The following is a 16,449-nucleotide window of genomic DNA, read 5'->3' on the forward strand; positions in this document are numbered from 1 at the left end:
AAGCAGCGCATGGAAAAAAGTGTAGAAAGCTTGCGTAATCAAATTTCAAAGGTGCGCACCGGTCGTGCACACCCAAGCTTGTTAGACGGCGTTATGGTGAACTATTACGGCGTTGATACACCGCTTAAGCAGCTCGCAAATATTACCACTGAGGACAGCCGAACGTTAGCACTGACGGTGTTTGATAAGTCGGCGTCGCAAGCGGTCGAAAAAGCGATTATGACCTCTGATTTAGGATTGAATCCAGCGGCTGCTGGATCGGTTATCCGTATTCCATTGCCACCGTTGACTGAAGAGCGCCGTCGCGATTTAGTAAAAGTGGTTCGTGCTGATGCCGAGAACGGTCGTATTGCGATTCGGAATATTCGTCGTGACGCTAATGCCGATGTGAAAGAACTTTTGAAAGAAAAAGAAATCACAGAAGATGAAGAGCACAAAGCAGTCGACGAAATCCAGAAAGTAACAGATAGCTATATTGCTAAAGTGGATGAGCTGCTGAAAGCGAAAGAACAAGACCTGATGGAAGTTTAACCGGTCATCAGACCATTCATTGGTGAAAGACGCCGTGTCAGGTATACTCGCACGGCGTTTTTTATTGAAGTAGCTAAATGAACTCATTACCGACAGTAAAACAGTTAATGCCGAAGCACGTTGCCATTATTATGGACGGCAATGGGCGCTGGGCTAAAAAGCGGGGTAAGCGTCGCACGGCAGGGCACAAAGCCGGTGCGGAATCTGTCCGCAGGGCGGTTTCGTTTGCTCGCAGAAATGGTATTGAAAGCCTCACGTTGTTTGCCTTTAGCAGCGAAAATTGGCAGCGACCAAAAGCCGAAGTTACGGTACTAATGGAACTGTTTATGACGGTATTAAAGCGTGAGGTGCCGGAGCTGCATGAACGTAACGTACGCTTAAATGTGGTCGGAGATACTTCGCAGTTTTCTAAACGCTTGCAAGAAAGGATTGCAGAAGCGGAAAAATTAACCGCACAAAACACCGCACTGCAATTAAATATTGCTGCCAACTACGGTGGACGTTGGGATATCGTTAATGCCGCTCGTCAGCTTGCTGAGCAAGTGGCTGCCGGGACATTACATCCGCAAGCGATTGATGAAAAGCTGTTGCAACAACATATTCAGCTAGCGCAGCAAGCGCAACCCGATTTACTGATTCGCACGGGCGGAGAACACCGAGTCAGTAATTTCCTGCTTTGGCAAGTCGCTTATGCGGAATTTTATTTTACCGACGTGCTGTGGCCCGACTTTGATGAACAAGTCTTTGCCGAAGCCGTCGCAGATTTTGCCTCGCGCGAGCGTCGCTTTGGTTTGACGAGTGAGCAAATCAACGATGTAATAAAACGCGTAGCACAGGTATCTGAGGACTAACGTTTGCTTAAACAACGTATTTTAACCGCACTGATTTTAATCCCATTGGCATTATATGCCGTGTTTATGCTGCCAATGTGGGGGTTTTCGTTATTCATTCAAGCTATTTTGATTCTAGGAGCGTGGGAGTGGTCGCCGCTTATGGGCTTGCGCAGGCGAGCAAGCCGGATTGCCTATACGGTATTGATTGGGGCGATTATCAGTGGCTTAAGCTATGCCGTTCCTTGGAGTAATATTTGGCAGCAACACCAACTCAACGCTTGGCTGTTTTACTGTATCGTCGCTGGTGGTGTGTGGTGGATTGCTGCACTGGCGTTGATTGTTAATTATCCAGGCAGTCGTCGGCTCTGGTCTCGAACACGAATGATCGTCGGCGTATTCGGGATATTAATCTTCATTCCAACCTGGGCGGCGCTGGTTGCTGTACGCTCATTAAATATTGATATCTATCCGTTCTTTGGCGGTTGGGTTGTGCTGTTTATATTATTGTTGGTCTGGGCTGCTGATGTTGGTGCGTATTTCGCTGGCGTACGTTATGGCCGTAATAAAATGATGCCGGCAGTGAGTCCAGGCAAAACCATGGAGGGCTTGTGCGGTGGAATCACCCTTGCATTCGTGGTGATGATGGTCGTGGCTCATTGGGCCGAAGTGCCAGCGTCACAATTTACCGGATTCTATTTAACCGGCCTATTAACGGTTATTGCTTCGGTGTTTGGTGACCTGAACGAGAGCATGTTCAAGCGTTGCGCTGGGGTAAAAGATAGCGGTGCTATCCTGCCTGGCCACGGCGGCATATTGGACCGTATCGATAGCCTTACTGCGGCAGTTCCGGTGTTCACTTTGTCATACTTAGGGTTCTTGTTGTAATGGCAAAACAGCAACAAGTTACGGTGTTGGGAGCAACGGGCTCCATCGGACAAAGTACCTTAGATATTATCGCCCGGCATAGCGATGATTTTCGCCTTTATGCCGTCACCGCATTTCAACAAATACAGGGCTTGGCTGACATTTGTCAGCGCTTCTCGCCACGTTATGCGGTGGTTCCGAGCAGCGACAAAGCTGCGCAACTAAAACAATATTTAGCGGTTGATAGCTTGACGGAGGTGTTGGTTGGCGCAGACGCCTTAAAGCAAGTGAGCGCTGCCGCTGAGGTCGATGTCGTGATGGCGGCGATCGTTGGCGCTGCAGGCTTAGCACCGACACTTGCTGCGGTGCATGCAGGAAAACGAGTGTTGCTAGCGAACAAAGAAGCGCTGGTGATGAGTGGCGAGTTATTTATTCGCGCTGCACAACAATCTGGAGCAGAACTACTACCTGTCGATAGTGAGCACAATGCCATTTTCCAATGTTTGCCAGAGACCGCGCAAAAACAAGTCGGCTCTGCTGATTTAACCGAACACGGTATCGACAAAATTTTGTTAACCGGTTCTGGCGGACCGTTTCGTCAACTGCCCATTAACGACCTCTACCATCAAACGCCAGATTCTGCCTGCAAGCACCCCAATTGGTCGATGGGCCGGAAAATATCGGTCGACTCTGCGACCATGTTGAATAAAGGTTTGGAATATATTGAGGCGCGTTGGCTATTTAATTGCCAGCAGCAGCAATTAGAAGTGATTGTGCACCCGCAGAGTGTCATCCACTCGATGGTACAGTATCGCGATGGTTCGGTGATAGCGCAGTTGGGCGAACCTGATATGCGAACCCCAATTGCGCACTGCTTGGGCTATCCTGAGCGAATTCGCAGTGGTGTGAAAGGATTAGATTTTAGTCAACTGGGTCAATTAACCTTTGAAGCACCGGATTTTCAGCGCTATCCAAGCCTGCAGCTCGCCATTGATTGCTGCTGGGCAGGGCAAGCGGCGACGACTGCGTTAAATGCTGCTAATGAAGTTGCCGTTGCCGAGTTTTTGGCAGAAAGGATCGCTTTTGGCCAAATAGCCAATGTTTGTGACCATGTTTTACAACATATTTCGTTACATCCCTGCACTGAACTTGAACAGGTTTTAGCAGTCGATGAAGACAGTCGTCGGCGCGCCAATCAGCGTGTTCGGGAGCTAGCATGAGAGAGGGTTGTTGATGTTAGAAATGCTTTGGTATGCCGCTTCCTTTGTCGTCACCTTGGGAATTTTAGTGACCTTTCATGAGTGGGGACACTTTTATGTTGCGCGCCGTTGTGGAGTGAAAGTGCTGACTTTCTCCGTTGGCTTTGGTAAAGCGCTGTGGCGACGCACTGGCAAAGATGGAACGGTTTACCAGTTGGGCTTGATTCCGTTAGGTGGCTACGTGCGCATGCTTGACGAGCGTATTGATGATGTCAGTCCAGAGCAACGCCCCGTCAGTTTTAATGCCCAGTCGGTGTATAAGCGCTTTGCCGTTGTCGCGGCAGGGCCTGTTGCAAATTTTGTGTTAGCCGTGGTGGCGCTTTGGTTAATGTTCGTGATTGGCGTGCCGTCGATTAAGCCCATTATTGGTGATGTGCAACCACAGTCGATTGCGGCCCAAGCAGAGCTGCACAGCGGCCAAGAAATTGTCCGTATCAACGATACAGAAACTTATGACTGGCAACGTGTCCAGCTTGGCTTAATGGCGGCATTAGGTAACCAGCAAGCGACCATTGTAGTGCGCAATCCTGATGGCAGCGAACAGACACGAACGCTGCAATTAAGCGACTGGCAATTTGATCCGGAAAAGCAGGCGACCTTCACCAGTTTAGGAATTGAGGTTTTTCAGCCGAAGGTTTACCGCCGTCTCGCCAGCGTTGCTAACGACTCGCCGGCAGCCGCTGCGGGCTTCAAGAAGGGCGATGAAATTCTCGCGATTAATGGCGATGCGGTGTCAGATTGGCAAACTATCAGCGCTGCTATTCGCGCCGCTGCTGGTGAGACGTTAGAATTTCGCGTGCGACGCGATCAACAAAATATGACGATTCAGGCAAAAATTGGGGAACGCGAGACAGGTTCTGGAGTCATAGGTTTTCTTGGGGTAGTTCCGCAAGCGGAGCCTTATCCAGCGGCCTACCGCTTTAACCACCAATATGGTCCTGTAGAAGCGGTTGCACAAGGTGCAGCCAGAACCTGGGATTTGATGGTGGTAAGCGTACAAATGATCGGCAAGTTATTGACTGGCGATGTGTCGGTAAAGAACTTGGCTGGGCCGTTAAGCATTGCCGAGGGGGCTGGCATAAGCGCCAACCAGGGTTTGGTCTATTTTCTCGGCTTTTTAGCGCTATTAAGTGTTAATCTCGGCATCATAAACCTGTTACCATTACCGGTTCTTGATGGCGGCCATTTATTATTTTTTGTGATCGAGTGGGCTCGGGGTAAACCCGTCTCGGAAAAAATACAGGATGTTTGTTATCGCATAGGTGGTGCGTTAGTGTTTGCGCTGATGTTATTAGCCATCACCAATGACATTTTCCGATTTGTGCTCTGAGTCAAAACGAACCAACGATAAGTAGAACAGAATGACGTTTAAAAAGCTGTTTTTAAGTACGCTAATCGCGGCAACTATTTCACCGGCCTTTGCCGCTGATGATTTTGTAGTAAAAGATATTGAAGTGAGGGGATTGCAGCGAGTAGCGCTGGGTGCGGCGTTAACCTATATTCCAGTCCGGGTCGGTGACGAAGTCACAGAGATGCAAATTCGTAGTGCGATAAAGTCGTTATACTCATCAACGCATTTCAATAATATTGTCGCCTTACAGGATGGCAACACGCTGGTATTTCAAGTGCACGAGCGACCTACCATTGCAGAAATTAACTTTGATGGTAATAGCGACATTAAAGATGAACAGCTAGAAGGTAGCTTAGTTGATAATAATGTTGTTGTCGGTGAACCGCTCGATCAAACAACGGTGTCCGGAATTGAAAAGGGTTTGGAAGATTTTTACCACAGTGTTGGTAAATACAATGCCAAAGTCTCGGTAAAGGTCCGAGAGTTGCCGCGTAATCGGGTGTCGTTGGATATTACCTTTGATGAGGGCGATGCCGCTGAAATTGCGCAAATCAATATCGTTGGTAACCATTCTTACCCTAAAGATAAAATCATCGAGCAGTTTGAATTAAAAGATGATTTGGCTTGGTACAACATCATTGGTGAAAAGCGCTACCAAAAGCAACAACTCTCTGGTGATTTGGAAAAGCTAGAGTCCTTTTATCGTGATCGCGGTTACTTGCAATTTAAGGTTGATAGTACCCAGGTCTCGATGACCCCGAATAAGGAAAGTATCTATATAACCCTGAATATCACAGAAGGGGAAAAATACCGTATCAGTGGGACTGACGTAATAGGCGATCTGAAAGGTAAAGAAGAGATTGTCAAACGTTTGACAAAAATCAAAGAGGGCACACTTTATAACGCGGCTCAAATCACTTACATCGAGGATATGGTCAGTCGTTTTTACGGACGATATGGATATGCTTATCCAGAAGTTAAAGCCATTCCGAATATTAATGAAGAAGACAAAACGGTTGAACTCACGTTCTCGGTTGAACCCGGGCAACGCATTTATGTGCGTAGGATAAAGTTTGAGGGTAACCAGACGACATCGGAACGTGTTTTACGGCGCGAGATGCGACAGTTAGAGGCTGCGCCTCTCGCAGACACATTGGTCGAACAAGGTAAAATACGGCTAGAGCGTTTAGGCTTCTTTGAGAGCGTAGAGAGCTCGACAGAAAAAGTCGACGGCAGAAGTGATCAAGTTGACGTGACATACACGGTAAAAGAACAGCCCTCTGGCTCGTTTAATGCGGGGATAGGCTATGGCGATTATTCCGGTTTGCAGCTTAATGCCGGTATATCGCAGAATAACTTCCTAGGTACCGGTAACCGAGCAGCCTTTAATATTAATACGAGCCGTTTCAGTAAAAGCTTTTCATTGTCTTATGCTGACCCATATTTCACCATTAACGGTGTAAGCCTTTCAGGTCGCGTCTATGTTAGTGAATTTGACGCCGGGCAAGCGGAAAACTTGATTCGTTATAATCAAAAAGAATATGGCGTAAGTGCTAATCTCGGCTTTCCTGTAGACGAGATCAATAGCCTGTCGTTTGGTGTGGGCTATCGTAATCAGCATGTCACAAATGTTGATGGTTATGAGCAAATTCGTACCTTCTATGCGCCATATATTGATGAGCAAAACCCTGAAGCAGGAGTTGGCTTTAACATTTATGAATTAACCGCTGGATGGTCACGGATTACCCTGAACCGTGGAGTGTTTCCTACAAACGGCTCTGAGCAAAGGGCAAGTGTAAATATCTCCACGCCAATCAGTGATGTGCAATATTTCCGCTTTAATTACGAGTTTAATAACTACATCCCATTATCGGATGATCAACAGTGGACGTTCTTGAGTCGTTTCCGCGTTGGCTACGGAAATGGTTATGGACAAGACGATAATAACAACGATTATTTGATGCCATTCTGGGAGTATTTCCGGATTAGCGGATCCGATAATTTGCGTGGTTTCGAGTCAAATACTGTAGGCCCTAGGGCGGTTCTGGCAGCGGCAAATCAAATTGATGGACCGCCAGACATCACCGGTAACCCACCGGGATATCCTGTCGGTAATGGTGCTGATACTATCTCGGTTAGTCGTTATGCATTAGGCGGTAATGCTATTCTCTCGGCTGGTGCAGAGTTGATCGTTCCAACCCCATTTATCAGCGAGGGCTATCGCAATAGTGTGCGAACCAGTATATTTGTTGATGTCGGTACAGTATGGGATACTGAATTCGATTACGATTATTATAAAACGTTAGATTTGGTACCTGGCAGCCAACCATTGACGGACTATAGTTCGCTTGGTGACTTCCGCGCTTCAGCGGGTATTTCTGTGCAGTGGATTTCACCGATGGGGCCGTTGGTATTTTCGCTTGCGCGGCCGATTAAAAAGGTCGAAGGTGACAGAACTCGAATTTTCTCGTTTAATATAGGTACAACCTTTTAATTCTACTAATAAAAAAGAGCATCAAGGAGTAAACTTTGAAAACATTGGTTAAAACTATGGCGCTGGCCGTTGTTATGTCTGGAGTATTTGTTGCTAATGCTGCGCAAGCACAACAGAAGATTGGCGTTGTAGATATGATGCAAATCTTCCAAGAATTGCCGCAACGTGAAGCCATTGCACAGAAGCTGCAGGACGAGTTCAGCGATCGCTTTGAAGAAATGCGTCAAATGGAACAAAAAATCCAAGAATTACGTCAAAAGCAGGAGCGTGATGCATCAATCATGTCTGAGCAAGAGAAGACCAAGTTGAGTCGAGATCTTGAACAACTGATTGCCGAAGCGCAACTGAAAGGCAAGGCGTTGCAAGAAGATACACGTCGTCGTCAAGGCGAAGAGCGCAATAAGTTGCTTGGCCAAGTGCAAGAGGCGATTAACGTGGTTGCGAAGCAAGAGAACTTTGATTTAGTGCTGCAAAGCAACGCAGTGGTATTTATCAAGGCTGATAATGACTTGTCAGATGAAGTTGTCGCAGAGATGTCTAAGTCAGGTAAGTAAGAATGACCAAAACGTTTTCCATCGCAGAGCTCGCGGACCACGTTGGTGGAAAAGTCCGTGGTGATGACAGTACGCAAATTTCAGCAGTGGCAACGCTCGCGTCAGCAAAGTCTGGTGAAATTGCGTTTTTAGCCAACAGTCGTTACAGCTCGCAGTTGAAAACGACCCAAGCAAGCGCCGTCATAGTGTCGCCGAAAGATGACGACAGCGACAGTGTGGCGGTGGCCTTGGTTATCGATAATCCATACGCAGCATTTGCAAAAATTGCTCAGCTTCTGGATACCACGCCAAGCCCTGCTGAAGGCATTGCTGAGTCGGCGACTATTGCGCCATCGGCAAGCTTGGGAAATAACGTCTCGGTGGGTCCGAATGCGGTGATCTCGGAGGGCTCTGTCATCGGCGATAATGTGGCAATCGGGGCAAATAGTTACATTGGCGCGGAAGTAAAAATTGGTGCTGGTACAACCATCTGGCAGGGCGTTACGATCTATCATCGTTGCCAGATAGGTGAACATTGCTTGCTGCATGCCGGTGCAGTTATTGGTGCAGACGGTTTTGGCTGGGCTAATGAAAACGGAAAGTGGATTAAAATTCCGCAGCTAGGACGAGTGTTAATCGGCGATCGAGTAGAAATTGGTGCCAATACCACAGTAGACCGTGGGGCATTAGACGATACCATTATTTCTGCCGGCTGTATTATCGATAATCAGTGTCAGATAGCTCACAATGTATTTATTGATGAAGACACCGCAATTGCGGGCTGTACCGTTCTTGCTGGCAGTTGTCGCATCGGTAAGCGCTGTTTGATTGGTGGTGCAACAGCAATCAATGGTCACATTGAAATCTGTGATGATGTCCAAATCAGTGGCTTCTCTATGGTGATTAAGGCAATCACTGAGCCGGGCGTTTATGCCTCTGGTATACCCGCCACAAACCATAGAGAATGGCGCCGAAATGGTGCGCGTTTTCGCCAGTTGGATGATCTGTTCAAGCGTGTTAAATCGCTTGAATCACAGCTTAAATCTTAGTGTCGAACGTTTTTTAGGGAGTAAAGCTGTTGTCTGAACAAGAAAATGGATTTGATATTAGAGGTGTATTAGACCTCCTTCCTCACCGGTATCCGTTTTTACTGATCGATCGGGTCATTGATTGTGACTCCAGTTCGAAAATCCACGCGGTGAAAAACGTGACCTTTAACGAACCCGTATTCATGGGACATTTCCCTGGTAATCCAATTTTCCCCGGCGTGTTATTGCTCGAGGGAATGGCACAAGCTGCGGGACTGTTGGGCTTTAAAATGAGTCAGTCAAAAGCTGCCGCTAACGAATTGTATTTGTTTGCGGGGGTTGATAATGCACGCTTTAAGCGTCAAGTAACGCCAGGCGATACCATCCACTTCCATGTTGAATTCGATAAAGAACGGCGTGGCATTTGGAAGTTCTCTGGGCGCGCAGAGGTTGATGGGGAATTGGCGTGTTGTGCAGAATTGATTTGTGCCAGAAGAGAGTTTTAAGTGATTCATCAAACTGCGATCATTGATCCCTCGGCTAAACTTGGAAAAAACGTTAGCGTAGGCCCTTGGACCATCATTGGCGCCAATGTTGAAATTGGTGACGATTGTGACATTCGCTCGCATGTGGTGATTAAAGGCCCAACGGTTATTGGTAAAAACAATACCATCTACCAGTTCGCCTCTGTTGGTGAAGATTGCCAAGACAAAAAATATGCGGGCGAGCCCACTCGGCTTGAGATTGGCGACAACAACATCATCCGAGAATCGGTGACCATCCACCGTGGCACTACGCAAGATCAAGGTCTAACCAAGATCGGTAGTAATAACTTGCTGATGGCACAAGTGCACGTAGCTCATGATTGTATGATTGGCGATAACAACATTTTTGCCAACTTAGTCACCATTGCTGGCCACGTGCATGTTGGTAATTGGGTGATTCTTGGGGGCATGACGGGTATCCACCAGTTCTGTCATATCGGCTCGCACGCCTTTGCTGCCGTCAACTCTATTGTGGTGCAAGATATTCCGCCGTTTATTATGGCGCAAGGGCATAATGCGATCCCGCGCACGATTAATGCCGAAGGGTTGCGGCGCAGAGGTTTCACCGCTGAACAAATCCGCACGGTTCGGCAAGCGTACAAAACTTTGTACCGTTCAGGCTTGACGGTCGAAGAGGCATTACCGAAATTGGCAGAACTCAATAATGGTGAGTTAGACGAGTTCATCGCCTTTGTGAAAAGCAGTTCGCGCGGTATTATTCGCCCCTAATGTCTGACCGTCCTCCTGTCATCGCGATCGTTGCCGGGGAAGTCTCCGGCGATATCCTTGGCGCCGGCATGATGGCGGCGCTAAAACAACACTATCCTCAGGCCCGTTTCATCGGTATTGGTGGAGACCTTATGACCCAACAAGGGCTAGTCTCCTCTGTCGATATGGACGAGTTGTCGGTAATGGGATTGTTCGAAGTATTGAAGCGCTTACCGCGATTACTGGCAATTCGTAAACAACTTCTCAGCGACCTGATTGCAGCAAAGCCCGATCTTTATGTTGGTATTGATGCGCCAGACTTTAATCTGCCGGTAGAGAAGCGCCTAAAAGCGCAAGGTATCAAGACCGTTCATTATGTCAGTCCATCGGTGTGGGCGTGGCGAGAAGGGCGAATTAAGGGAATTAAAAAGGCGGTTGACCACATGCTGTGTTTACTGCCCTTTGAGAAAGACTTCTATGATGCTCACGGCGTTCCAGCAACCTTTGTTGGTCATCCCTTAGCCGACGATATTCCATTGCAATGGCCAGCTTTACCCGCGCGTCAGGCGTTAGAATTGAGTGAATCGAAACGTTGGTTAGCCGTATTACCGGGTAGTCGAAGTGGAGAGGTGGAGCGGCTTGGTCCAATATTTTTAGAGGCCATTAAGCAATTGTACCAGCGCCACGAAGATTTGGCCGTGATTGCGCCGATGGTAAATAACCAAAGGGCTCAGCAATTTCATCAGCAATGGCAACAAACGTGCCCAGAAGTGCCACTCACTATTCGTGTTGGTGAATCACGAAAAACCATGGCGGCCGCCGACTTCTTATTACTTACTTCGGGAACGGTAACGCTTGAAGCAATGCTGATTAAGCGGCCGATGGTGGTGGCTTATCGTTTTAGCTGGCTGACTTACCAAGTGATTAAACGCTTATTCAAAGCCCCGTTTTTTTCACTGCCGAACTTATTGGCAAAGAGGCCCTTAGTTCCTGAACTAGAGCAACAACAAGTGAATCCTGAGCGGATTGTCAGCGAGTTGGAGAAACTCATGGTCAATGATAATAGCGCCTTATTAGCGAGCTTTAAAACGCTCCACCAACAGTTACAACGTGGCGCCAGTCAAACAGCCGCTACCGTAGCCCACGACCTGCTTGAATATTCTAAAAAATAGAACGCTTTTAGCCAAATTTAGCACTAATAAATCGAAATAATTAACCATATACTGATCCAAACCGTTAAATTTGAGGAGTCAGCGATGGGATTATTAGTCGATGGTGAATGGCACGATAAGTGGTATGACACCAAAAAGCATGGCGGTCGATTCGTTCGCAGTGAATCGCAGTTCCGCAACCAAATTGCTCCTGATACTGAGTTTGCCCCCGAATCGGGGCGTTATCACTTGTACGTTTCTTATGCCTGTCCGTGGGCTCATCGGACATTAATATTCCGCCAATTGAAAGGCTTGGAGCAGCACATTTCGGTCAGTGTCGTGCACCCTTTAATGTTGGAGAATGGCTGGGAATTTAAACAACCGCCGTTGCATGACGCATTGCATCAGAAAGATTATCTTTACCAGCTTTATCAGTTGGTCGACCCCAATTATTCGGGGCGGGTAACGGTACCGGTGTTGTGGGACAAGAAAACCCAGACCATCGTTAACAACGAATCTGCTGAAATCATTCGTATTTTTAATCAGGCGTTCAACGACATCACCGGCAATCATCAGGACTTCTACCCCGCAGCACTGCGTGAAGCTATCGACGGCGTTAACGAGTGGGTTTATCGCGATATCAATAACGGTGTTTACCGCTGTGGCTTTGCGACCACACAAGAGGCTTATGAGGAAGCCTACCAAGCGTTATTTGCGGCACTTGATCGGGTTGAGGGGATGCTCGGAAAACAGCGTTATTTGGTTGGCGATCAGTTAACCGAAGCAGATTGGCGACTCTTTACCACGCTAGTGCGATTTGACGCGGTGTACTACAGTCACTTTAAAACCAATCGTCAACGTATCAGCGATTTTCCTAACATTAAACGTTATGTCGCTGATCTGTATGCGACGCCTGGCGTTGCTGACACTCTTGTAATGGATCATATAAAGCAGCATTACTATGGTAGTCACAAAACCATTAACCCAACCGGTATTGTCCCCAAAGGACCTGTGATCGATTTTTCTGCGTAATTGCAGCTGAGGATTTTATTATGAGTAGTATTATTGGCCGTTATCGCGGAATTCCTGCCCAAGACGGGGCGGGGGTAAAGCTAACCCGAATTATCAATCAGCCTGGACTATCGTATCAGGACCCATTTTTAATGTTGGATGAATTCCGTTCGGACGATCCAAACGATTATATTGCCGGTTTTCCTCCGCACCCGCACCGTGGTTTTTGTACCTTAACCTATATGTTGGCTGGACGCATGGAGCATAAAGACTCTGAGGGCAATACAGGGGTTGTTGAAGCTGGCGGAGTGCAATGGATGAAAGCTGCGCGAGGCATTATTCACGCCGAAATGCCTAAACAAGAGTCTGGTTTAATGTGGGGCTTTCAGTTGTGGGTCAATTTGCCTGCGGCGGAAAAAATGAGCCCCGCTGACTGGGCGGATTATCCGGCTGATGCCATTCCAGAAGTCAACGTTGATAATGCGACAGTGAGGGTAATCGGGGGGGAGTTATTTGCGGCGAAAGGTCCGGTTGAAGCTAAGGGTCGTGACTTTTTGATGGCCGATATTGTGCTGCACGACAATACTTCGCTAACCATCCCATCGCAACAGCAAGCAGCTCGATTAATGTATGTCTATCGCGGCAGTTTGCAGATTAATGGTGAAGCGATTGAGCGTGGTGAAATTATCAAGCTTGATAGCCAGTCTGATTTAGCGCTGCAGGGTACTGGTGCAGCCATCCTGCTAGCGGGTAAACCGATCGCAGAGCCCATTGCGCAATATGGACCCTTTGTAATGAATACTCACCAAGAGGTTGAACAGGCTATTCGCGACTATCAATCAGGGCAATTGACCGCGAGTTAGACTCCGAAGCGGCGGCATTGTTCGTAAAGCTGGTCGTAGCGCTGTTGGTGGCTCGGGGTTAGCGATAATCCTTCGAGAATCCTAAAACAGCGCTTGCACTCTTGTACCAGTTGTTGATTGGGTTCTTCAGAGGTGCCTAGGATACGGCTAGCTGCTTGAATGTAGTTTAATGCAGCACCGCTATTCATTGGCGCATGTTTAAGCGCTTCAGTGAAGTTTTCCAAAGCGCGGCCAAAGTTGCCGTTACGATAATATTTAATGCCTTGGTGGTGACATTCAAAGAACTTGTTCTGGCGCTGTTGTGAGGCGTTCATGCGTGCGCTTAACAAACGTTCGGTATATTCATCGACGCCGCCAGCTTGCTGCAGTCTTTTAGCGATTTCATCAGCCTTTTCATATTCCCCCAAATCCATTAACACACACATGATATCGGGTAGTAGCTCGTCGGAAATTTCCTCATCGTTGGCGAGTTGGGTACCGACCACATCATTTAAGTGTTTCTGAGCTTCGCGGAAACGGCCGTTAAAGGCTTCGATGCGGGCCGAAACCACGCTCTCAATATCGTCGAAACTGAGTTCCGAATAAACAATGTTATCGTCGAACCTGGCACGTTGCAGGGCTAGCGAGGCTTCGGTTTGGTAACGACTGATTTGCTGTCGCGTTTCGCCATGTTCGGCGGCGTCTAAAATACTGCGTAAGTAAGCCAATAAATGTTTTGGATGGCGGTGTACCGATTTACGGGTGATTTCGACGATATGCTGCATTGCTTGACGCGCCAGATCAAAGTCACCATTTTGCCGTGCCACGTTGGCTAATAGGCTTTGCCGTTCCAACGAATATGGCGCCAACGATATGGCTTTACGTGCAGACTCTAAAGCATTTTCGTATTCCTCAATAGCGAGGTAGGCACGTACCAGCAAGTCATGTGCTTCTATTGCGTTGGGCGTTGAACGGGCAACCTTTCTGGCAATATCTAATGCATCGTAGGGTCGGTTTTGCAACATTCGTGTTTCTGCCAGAACCAGTAATGCCCAGGCTTGTTTATGTTCTGACAGCAGTTCCATCAATAAGGTTTCTGCTTTGTCGTATTGTTCAGTCTTATTGTACATTTCCGCTTGCAGCTTACGGCAGAAGTTGACGTAACGCCCTTGCTCATCAATATGTTTTTGGCAGGCGGCTATGCACTCGTAATATTCGTGCTTCAATAGCGGTTGGTACACGTCTTTTAGGGTTTCCCGTTTGTTATGAGAGCGCTGCAAACGCGCCCGCAAGGTACCATGAGAAAACGGCTTCATCAGGTAGTCATCGGGCTGCAACTCCAATGCGCTCAAAACCATCGGCCGCGTATTATCTCCCGTGATGAGGAAAAATAAGCTATCTTCTTTCAGGAGATTGCGCGCTCGGAGTTCCTCGAGCACCTGTCGACCATTTTTGCCGCGGCCGAGGTTATAATCCACCATGAGGATGTCGAATGGGTGTTTTTGGTGCGCCGCGATGCCCGCTTCGCCGCTGGTTTTAGTGACGACTTCGCCGGCTCCAAGGCTGAGTAACAAGCCTTTGAGCATAACTTGGAATGGTTTTTGATCGTCTATGATCAAAAACCGCTTCTTACGCAAATTAACCAGCTTTTTCATCAACAAGAATGGCTCATTAAGTACAACTAAAGATACAGAATAACTATCTTTTAACACGATGCAATGGCGAAACTGACTTTTTCGTAGCAATTGGCTGTGGCATGATTTCGCTTATAAGCCGTTAAATTGGGTGTGTTATGGACGTGGTGATCCGTGTTGCCGAGCCAAAAGATGTTAGTGCACTTTATCAAGTAGAAACCTCTGTGTTCGGTGAATCTGTTTATCCTGATTTCTTTTTTCGCCAAGCGATTGAGCTATGGCCACGTTTGGTAGTAGTTGCAGAAGACTCGCAACAAGGGGTTGTTGGTTACATATTGGCCGCCACCGCGGAACGGAATGACCAACTCTGGATCATGTCGCTGGCGGTGTTGGCCAACTTTCGCAAACGCGGTTTAGCGCGCCAGTTGTTGGCTGAGGTCATTGATTCTGCCTGCCAGAAGGGCGTGACTGAAATTTCATTGACGGTTCATCCAGATAATCCTGCGATAGCGCTGTATGAGAGTTTCGGGTTTGAGAAGCAGCAAAAATCTGCCGACTATTTTGGTCAACAACAGCCAAGATTTCGTATGACGTTGAGTAATCCATTAAAAGAGGTCATGGAATGAGAGCGCTTCAACAGATTCAGAATAAATGGCAATGGAGTGAAGGGGCAGATGAGCCGCGACTTGCCGCGGGTCAGGTAAAAATAGCCGTGCATTATGCAGCAATGAACCGCGCTGATTTAATGCAAATGGCCGGGCAATACCCGCCACCACCAGGGGCATCGGAGATTCCGGGACTTGAGGTGAGTGGAGAGGTCATCGCCACAGCCGATGACGTTGTTGATGTTAAGGTGGGTGAAAAGGTGGCCGCGCTGCTTGAGGGTGGTGGCTACGCTGAGTATGTATGTGTCGATGTCAGACAGGTCGTCAAGGTTCCAGAAACGTGGTCAATGGCGCACGCTGCTGGATGGTTGGAAGTGTTCAGTACGGCGTTTTTAAATGTCTTCATGTTGGCGCAGTTGCAGCCGCAAGAAAAGGTATTTTGTCATGCCGGTGCTAGTGGTGTCGGGTCGGCGTTGATTCAGTTATGTCGAGCCGCCGGTAATGATATTGCAGTAACCGTGAGTAACGATGAAAAAGCTGCTGTCTGTCGCGAGCTTGGTGCCTCGGAAATCATTAATCGACATCAGCAAGACTACACCGAGGTGCTGAGTCAAAAGCCGGTCGATGTCATTCTTAATCCGGTAGCGGGTGATTCGATTGCACGTGATCAGACGATTCTCAACGCGGATGGCCGCATTTTACTGATTGGTTTAATGCAAGCACGCACCGGAGAGATCGATTTTGGCCGTTTGCTGATGAAGCGCCAACGCCTACAAGGATCCACGTTACGTAGTCTCTCGCATCAACGTAAAGGCGAAATTATCGCTGCGCTGATGCAACGTTTTGGTGAGGATTTTCAGTCTGGTGCGCTAATGCCGCTGATTGATGAAATATACCCAATGAGAGAGGTCGGTGAAGCGCTGAATCGGCTAAAACAATCCGCCACCATGGGGAAATTAATTCTAGCGGTACGTAGCTAACGGCACGAAATAGCAGAAACCGTCATTCACCCTTAAATTACCGTTGAAGCTGCCGATACGTTAGTAAGTAACGTATTTAG

16 protein-coding genes are annotated in these 16,449 nt (G+C 47.8%); 15 read left to right on the forward strand and 1 reads right to left on the reverse strand.

The annotated features are described in order from the left end of the window. Positions 1-9 precede the first annotated feature (9 nt). The 13 genes from frr to CWI84_RS05800 all read left to right on the forward strand — a co-directional run bounded on the left by frr (position 10) and on the right by CWI84_RS05800 (position 13,171). Entirely contained in the window at positions 10-531 is a 522-nt protein-coding gene (frr, locus tag CWI84_RS05740; protein WP_420843708.1) for a ribosome recycling factor, read from the forward strand. Positions 532-608: 77 nt separating this feature from the next. Beyond that, on the forward strand, positions 609-1,382 hold the full coding sequence (gene uppS, locus CWI84_RS05745; RefSeq protein ID WP_126841622.1) for a polyprenyl diphosphate synthase: 774 nt from the start codon (positions 609-611) through the stop codon (positions 1,380-1,382). A 3-nt stretch (positions 1,383-1,385) separates the two neighbouring features. Further along, on the forward strand, positions 1,386-2,249 hold the full coding sequence (locus CWI84_RS05750; RefSeq protein WP_126841623.1) for a phosphatidate cytidylyltransferase: 864 nt from the start codon (positions 1,386-1,388) through the stop codon (positions 2,247-2,249). Continuing rightward, positions 2,249-3,448, forward strand: coding sequence for a 1-deoxy-D-xylulose-5-phosphate reductoisomerase (gene ispC, locus CWI84_RS05755; protein ID WP_126841624.1), 1,200 nt, complete (start codon positions 2,249-2,251; stop codon positions 3,446-3,448). The genes CWI84_RS05750 and ispC overlap by 1 nt, the downstream gene beginning before the upstream one ends. Before the next feature lie 13 nt (positions 3,449-3,461). Further along, complete coding sequence (rseP, locus tag CWI84_RS05760; RefSeq protein WP_126841625.1) at positions 3,462-4,817, forward strand: sigma E protease regulator RseP; 1,356 nt, start codon at positions 3,462-3,464, stop codon at positions 4,815-4,817. Positions 4,818-4,848: 31 nt separating this feature from the next. Next, complete coding sequence (bamA, locus tag CWI84_RS05765; protein WP_126841626.1) at positions 4,849-7,332, forward strand: outer membrane protein assembly factor BamA; 2,484 nt, start codon at positions 4,849-4,851, stop codon at positions 7,330-7,332. A gap of 35 nt (positions 7,333-7,367) precedes the next feature. Further along, on the forward strand, positions 7,368-7,886 hold the full coding sequence (locus CWI84_RS05770; protein WP_126841627.1) for an OmpH/Skp family outer membrane protein: 519 nt from the start codon (positions 7,368-7,370) through the stop codon (positions 7,884-7,886). A gap of 2 nt (positions 7,887-7,888) precedes the next feature. After that, positions 7,889-8,914: a UDP-3-O-(3-hydroxymyristoyl)glucosamine N-acyltransferase gene (gene lpxD, locus CWI84_RS05775; RefSeq protein WP_126841628.1), complete on the forward strand. Its 1,026-nt coding sequence runs from the start codon at positions 7,889-7,891 to the stop codon at positions 8,912-8,914. Positions 8,915-8,943: 29 nt separating this feature from the next. Continuing rightward, positions 8,944-9,399 (forward strand): 3-hydroxyacyl-ACP dehydratase FabZ, encoded by a 456-nt coding sequence (gene fabZ / locus CWI84_RS05780; protein ID WP_126841629.1) that lies wholly within the window; start codon positions 8,944-8,946, stop codon positions 9,397-9,399. Next, positions 9,400-10,167, forward strand: a complete 768-nt coding sequence (gene lpxA / locus CWI84_RS05785) for an acyl-ACP--UDP-N-acetylglucosamine O-acyltransferase (RefSeq protein ID WP_126841630.1) — start codon at positions 9,400-9,402, stop codon at positions 10,165-10,167. Continuing rightward, positions 10,167-11,318 (forward strand): lipid-A-disaccharide synthase, encoded by a 1,152-nt coding sequence (lpxB, locus tag CWI84_RS05790; protein WP_126841631.1) that lies wholly within the window; start codon positions 10,167-10,169, stop codon positions 11,316-11,318. Before lpxA ends, lpxB begins: the two co-directional genes overlap by 1 nt. 84 nt (positions 11,319-11,402) lie before the next feature. Then, complete coding sequence (locus tag CWI84_RS05795) at positions 11,403-12,329, forward strand: glutathione S-transferase family protein (protein WP_126841632.1); 927 nt, start codon at positions 11,403-11,405, stop codon at positions 12,327-12,329. Between the two features lie 20 nt (positions 12,330-12,349). Next, positions 12,350-13,171: a pirin family protein gene (locus CWI84_RS05800; protein ID WP_126841633.1), complete on the forward strand. Its 822-nt coding sequence runs from the start codon at positions 12,350-12,352 to the stop codon at positions 13,169-13,171. Here the strand turns inward: CWI84_RS05800 and CWI84_RS05805 are convergent. Next, positions 13,168-14,805, reverse strand: a complete 1,638-nt coding sequence (locus CWI84_RS05805; protein ID WP_126841634.1) for a tetratricopeptide repeat-containing response regulator — start codon at positions 14,803-14,805, stop codon at positions 13,168-13,170. The two genes, CWI84_RS05800 and CWI84_RS05805, sit on opposite strands and share 4 nt — an antisense overlap. Before the next feature lie 137 nt (positions 14,806-14,942). Here CWI84_RS05805 and CWI84_RS05810 point away from each other — a divergent pair, with 137 nt between their 5' ends. Together CWI84_RS05810 and CWI84_RS05815 are read left to right on the forward strand one after the other, a co-directional pair. After that, the gene (locus tag CWI84_RS05810) at positions 14,943-15,410 is read left to right on the forward strand and encodes a GNAT family N-acetyltransferase (protein ID WP_126841635.1); all 468 of its coding nucleotides are present in this window, start codon (positions 14,943-14,945) and stop codon (positions 15,408-15,410) included. Beyond that, positions 15,407-16,369, forward strand: a complete 963-nt coding sequence (locus CWI84_RS05815) for an NAD(P)H-quinone oxidoreductase (RefSeq protein ID WP_126841636.1) — start codon at positions 15,407-15,409, stop codon at positions 16,367-16,369. The genes CWI84_RS05810 and CWI84_RS05815 overlap by 4 nt, the downstream gene beginning before the upstream one ends. Positions 16,370-16,449 lie beyond the last annotated feature (80 nt).

This window comes from Idiomarina tyrosinivorans, assembly GCF_003987475.1.
GTDB lineage: Bacteria > Pseudomonadota > Gammaproteobacteria > Enterobacterales > Alteromonadaceae > Idiomarina > Idiomarina tyrosinivorans.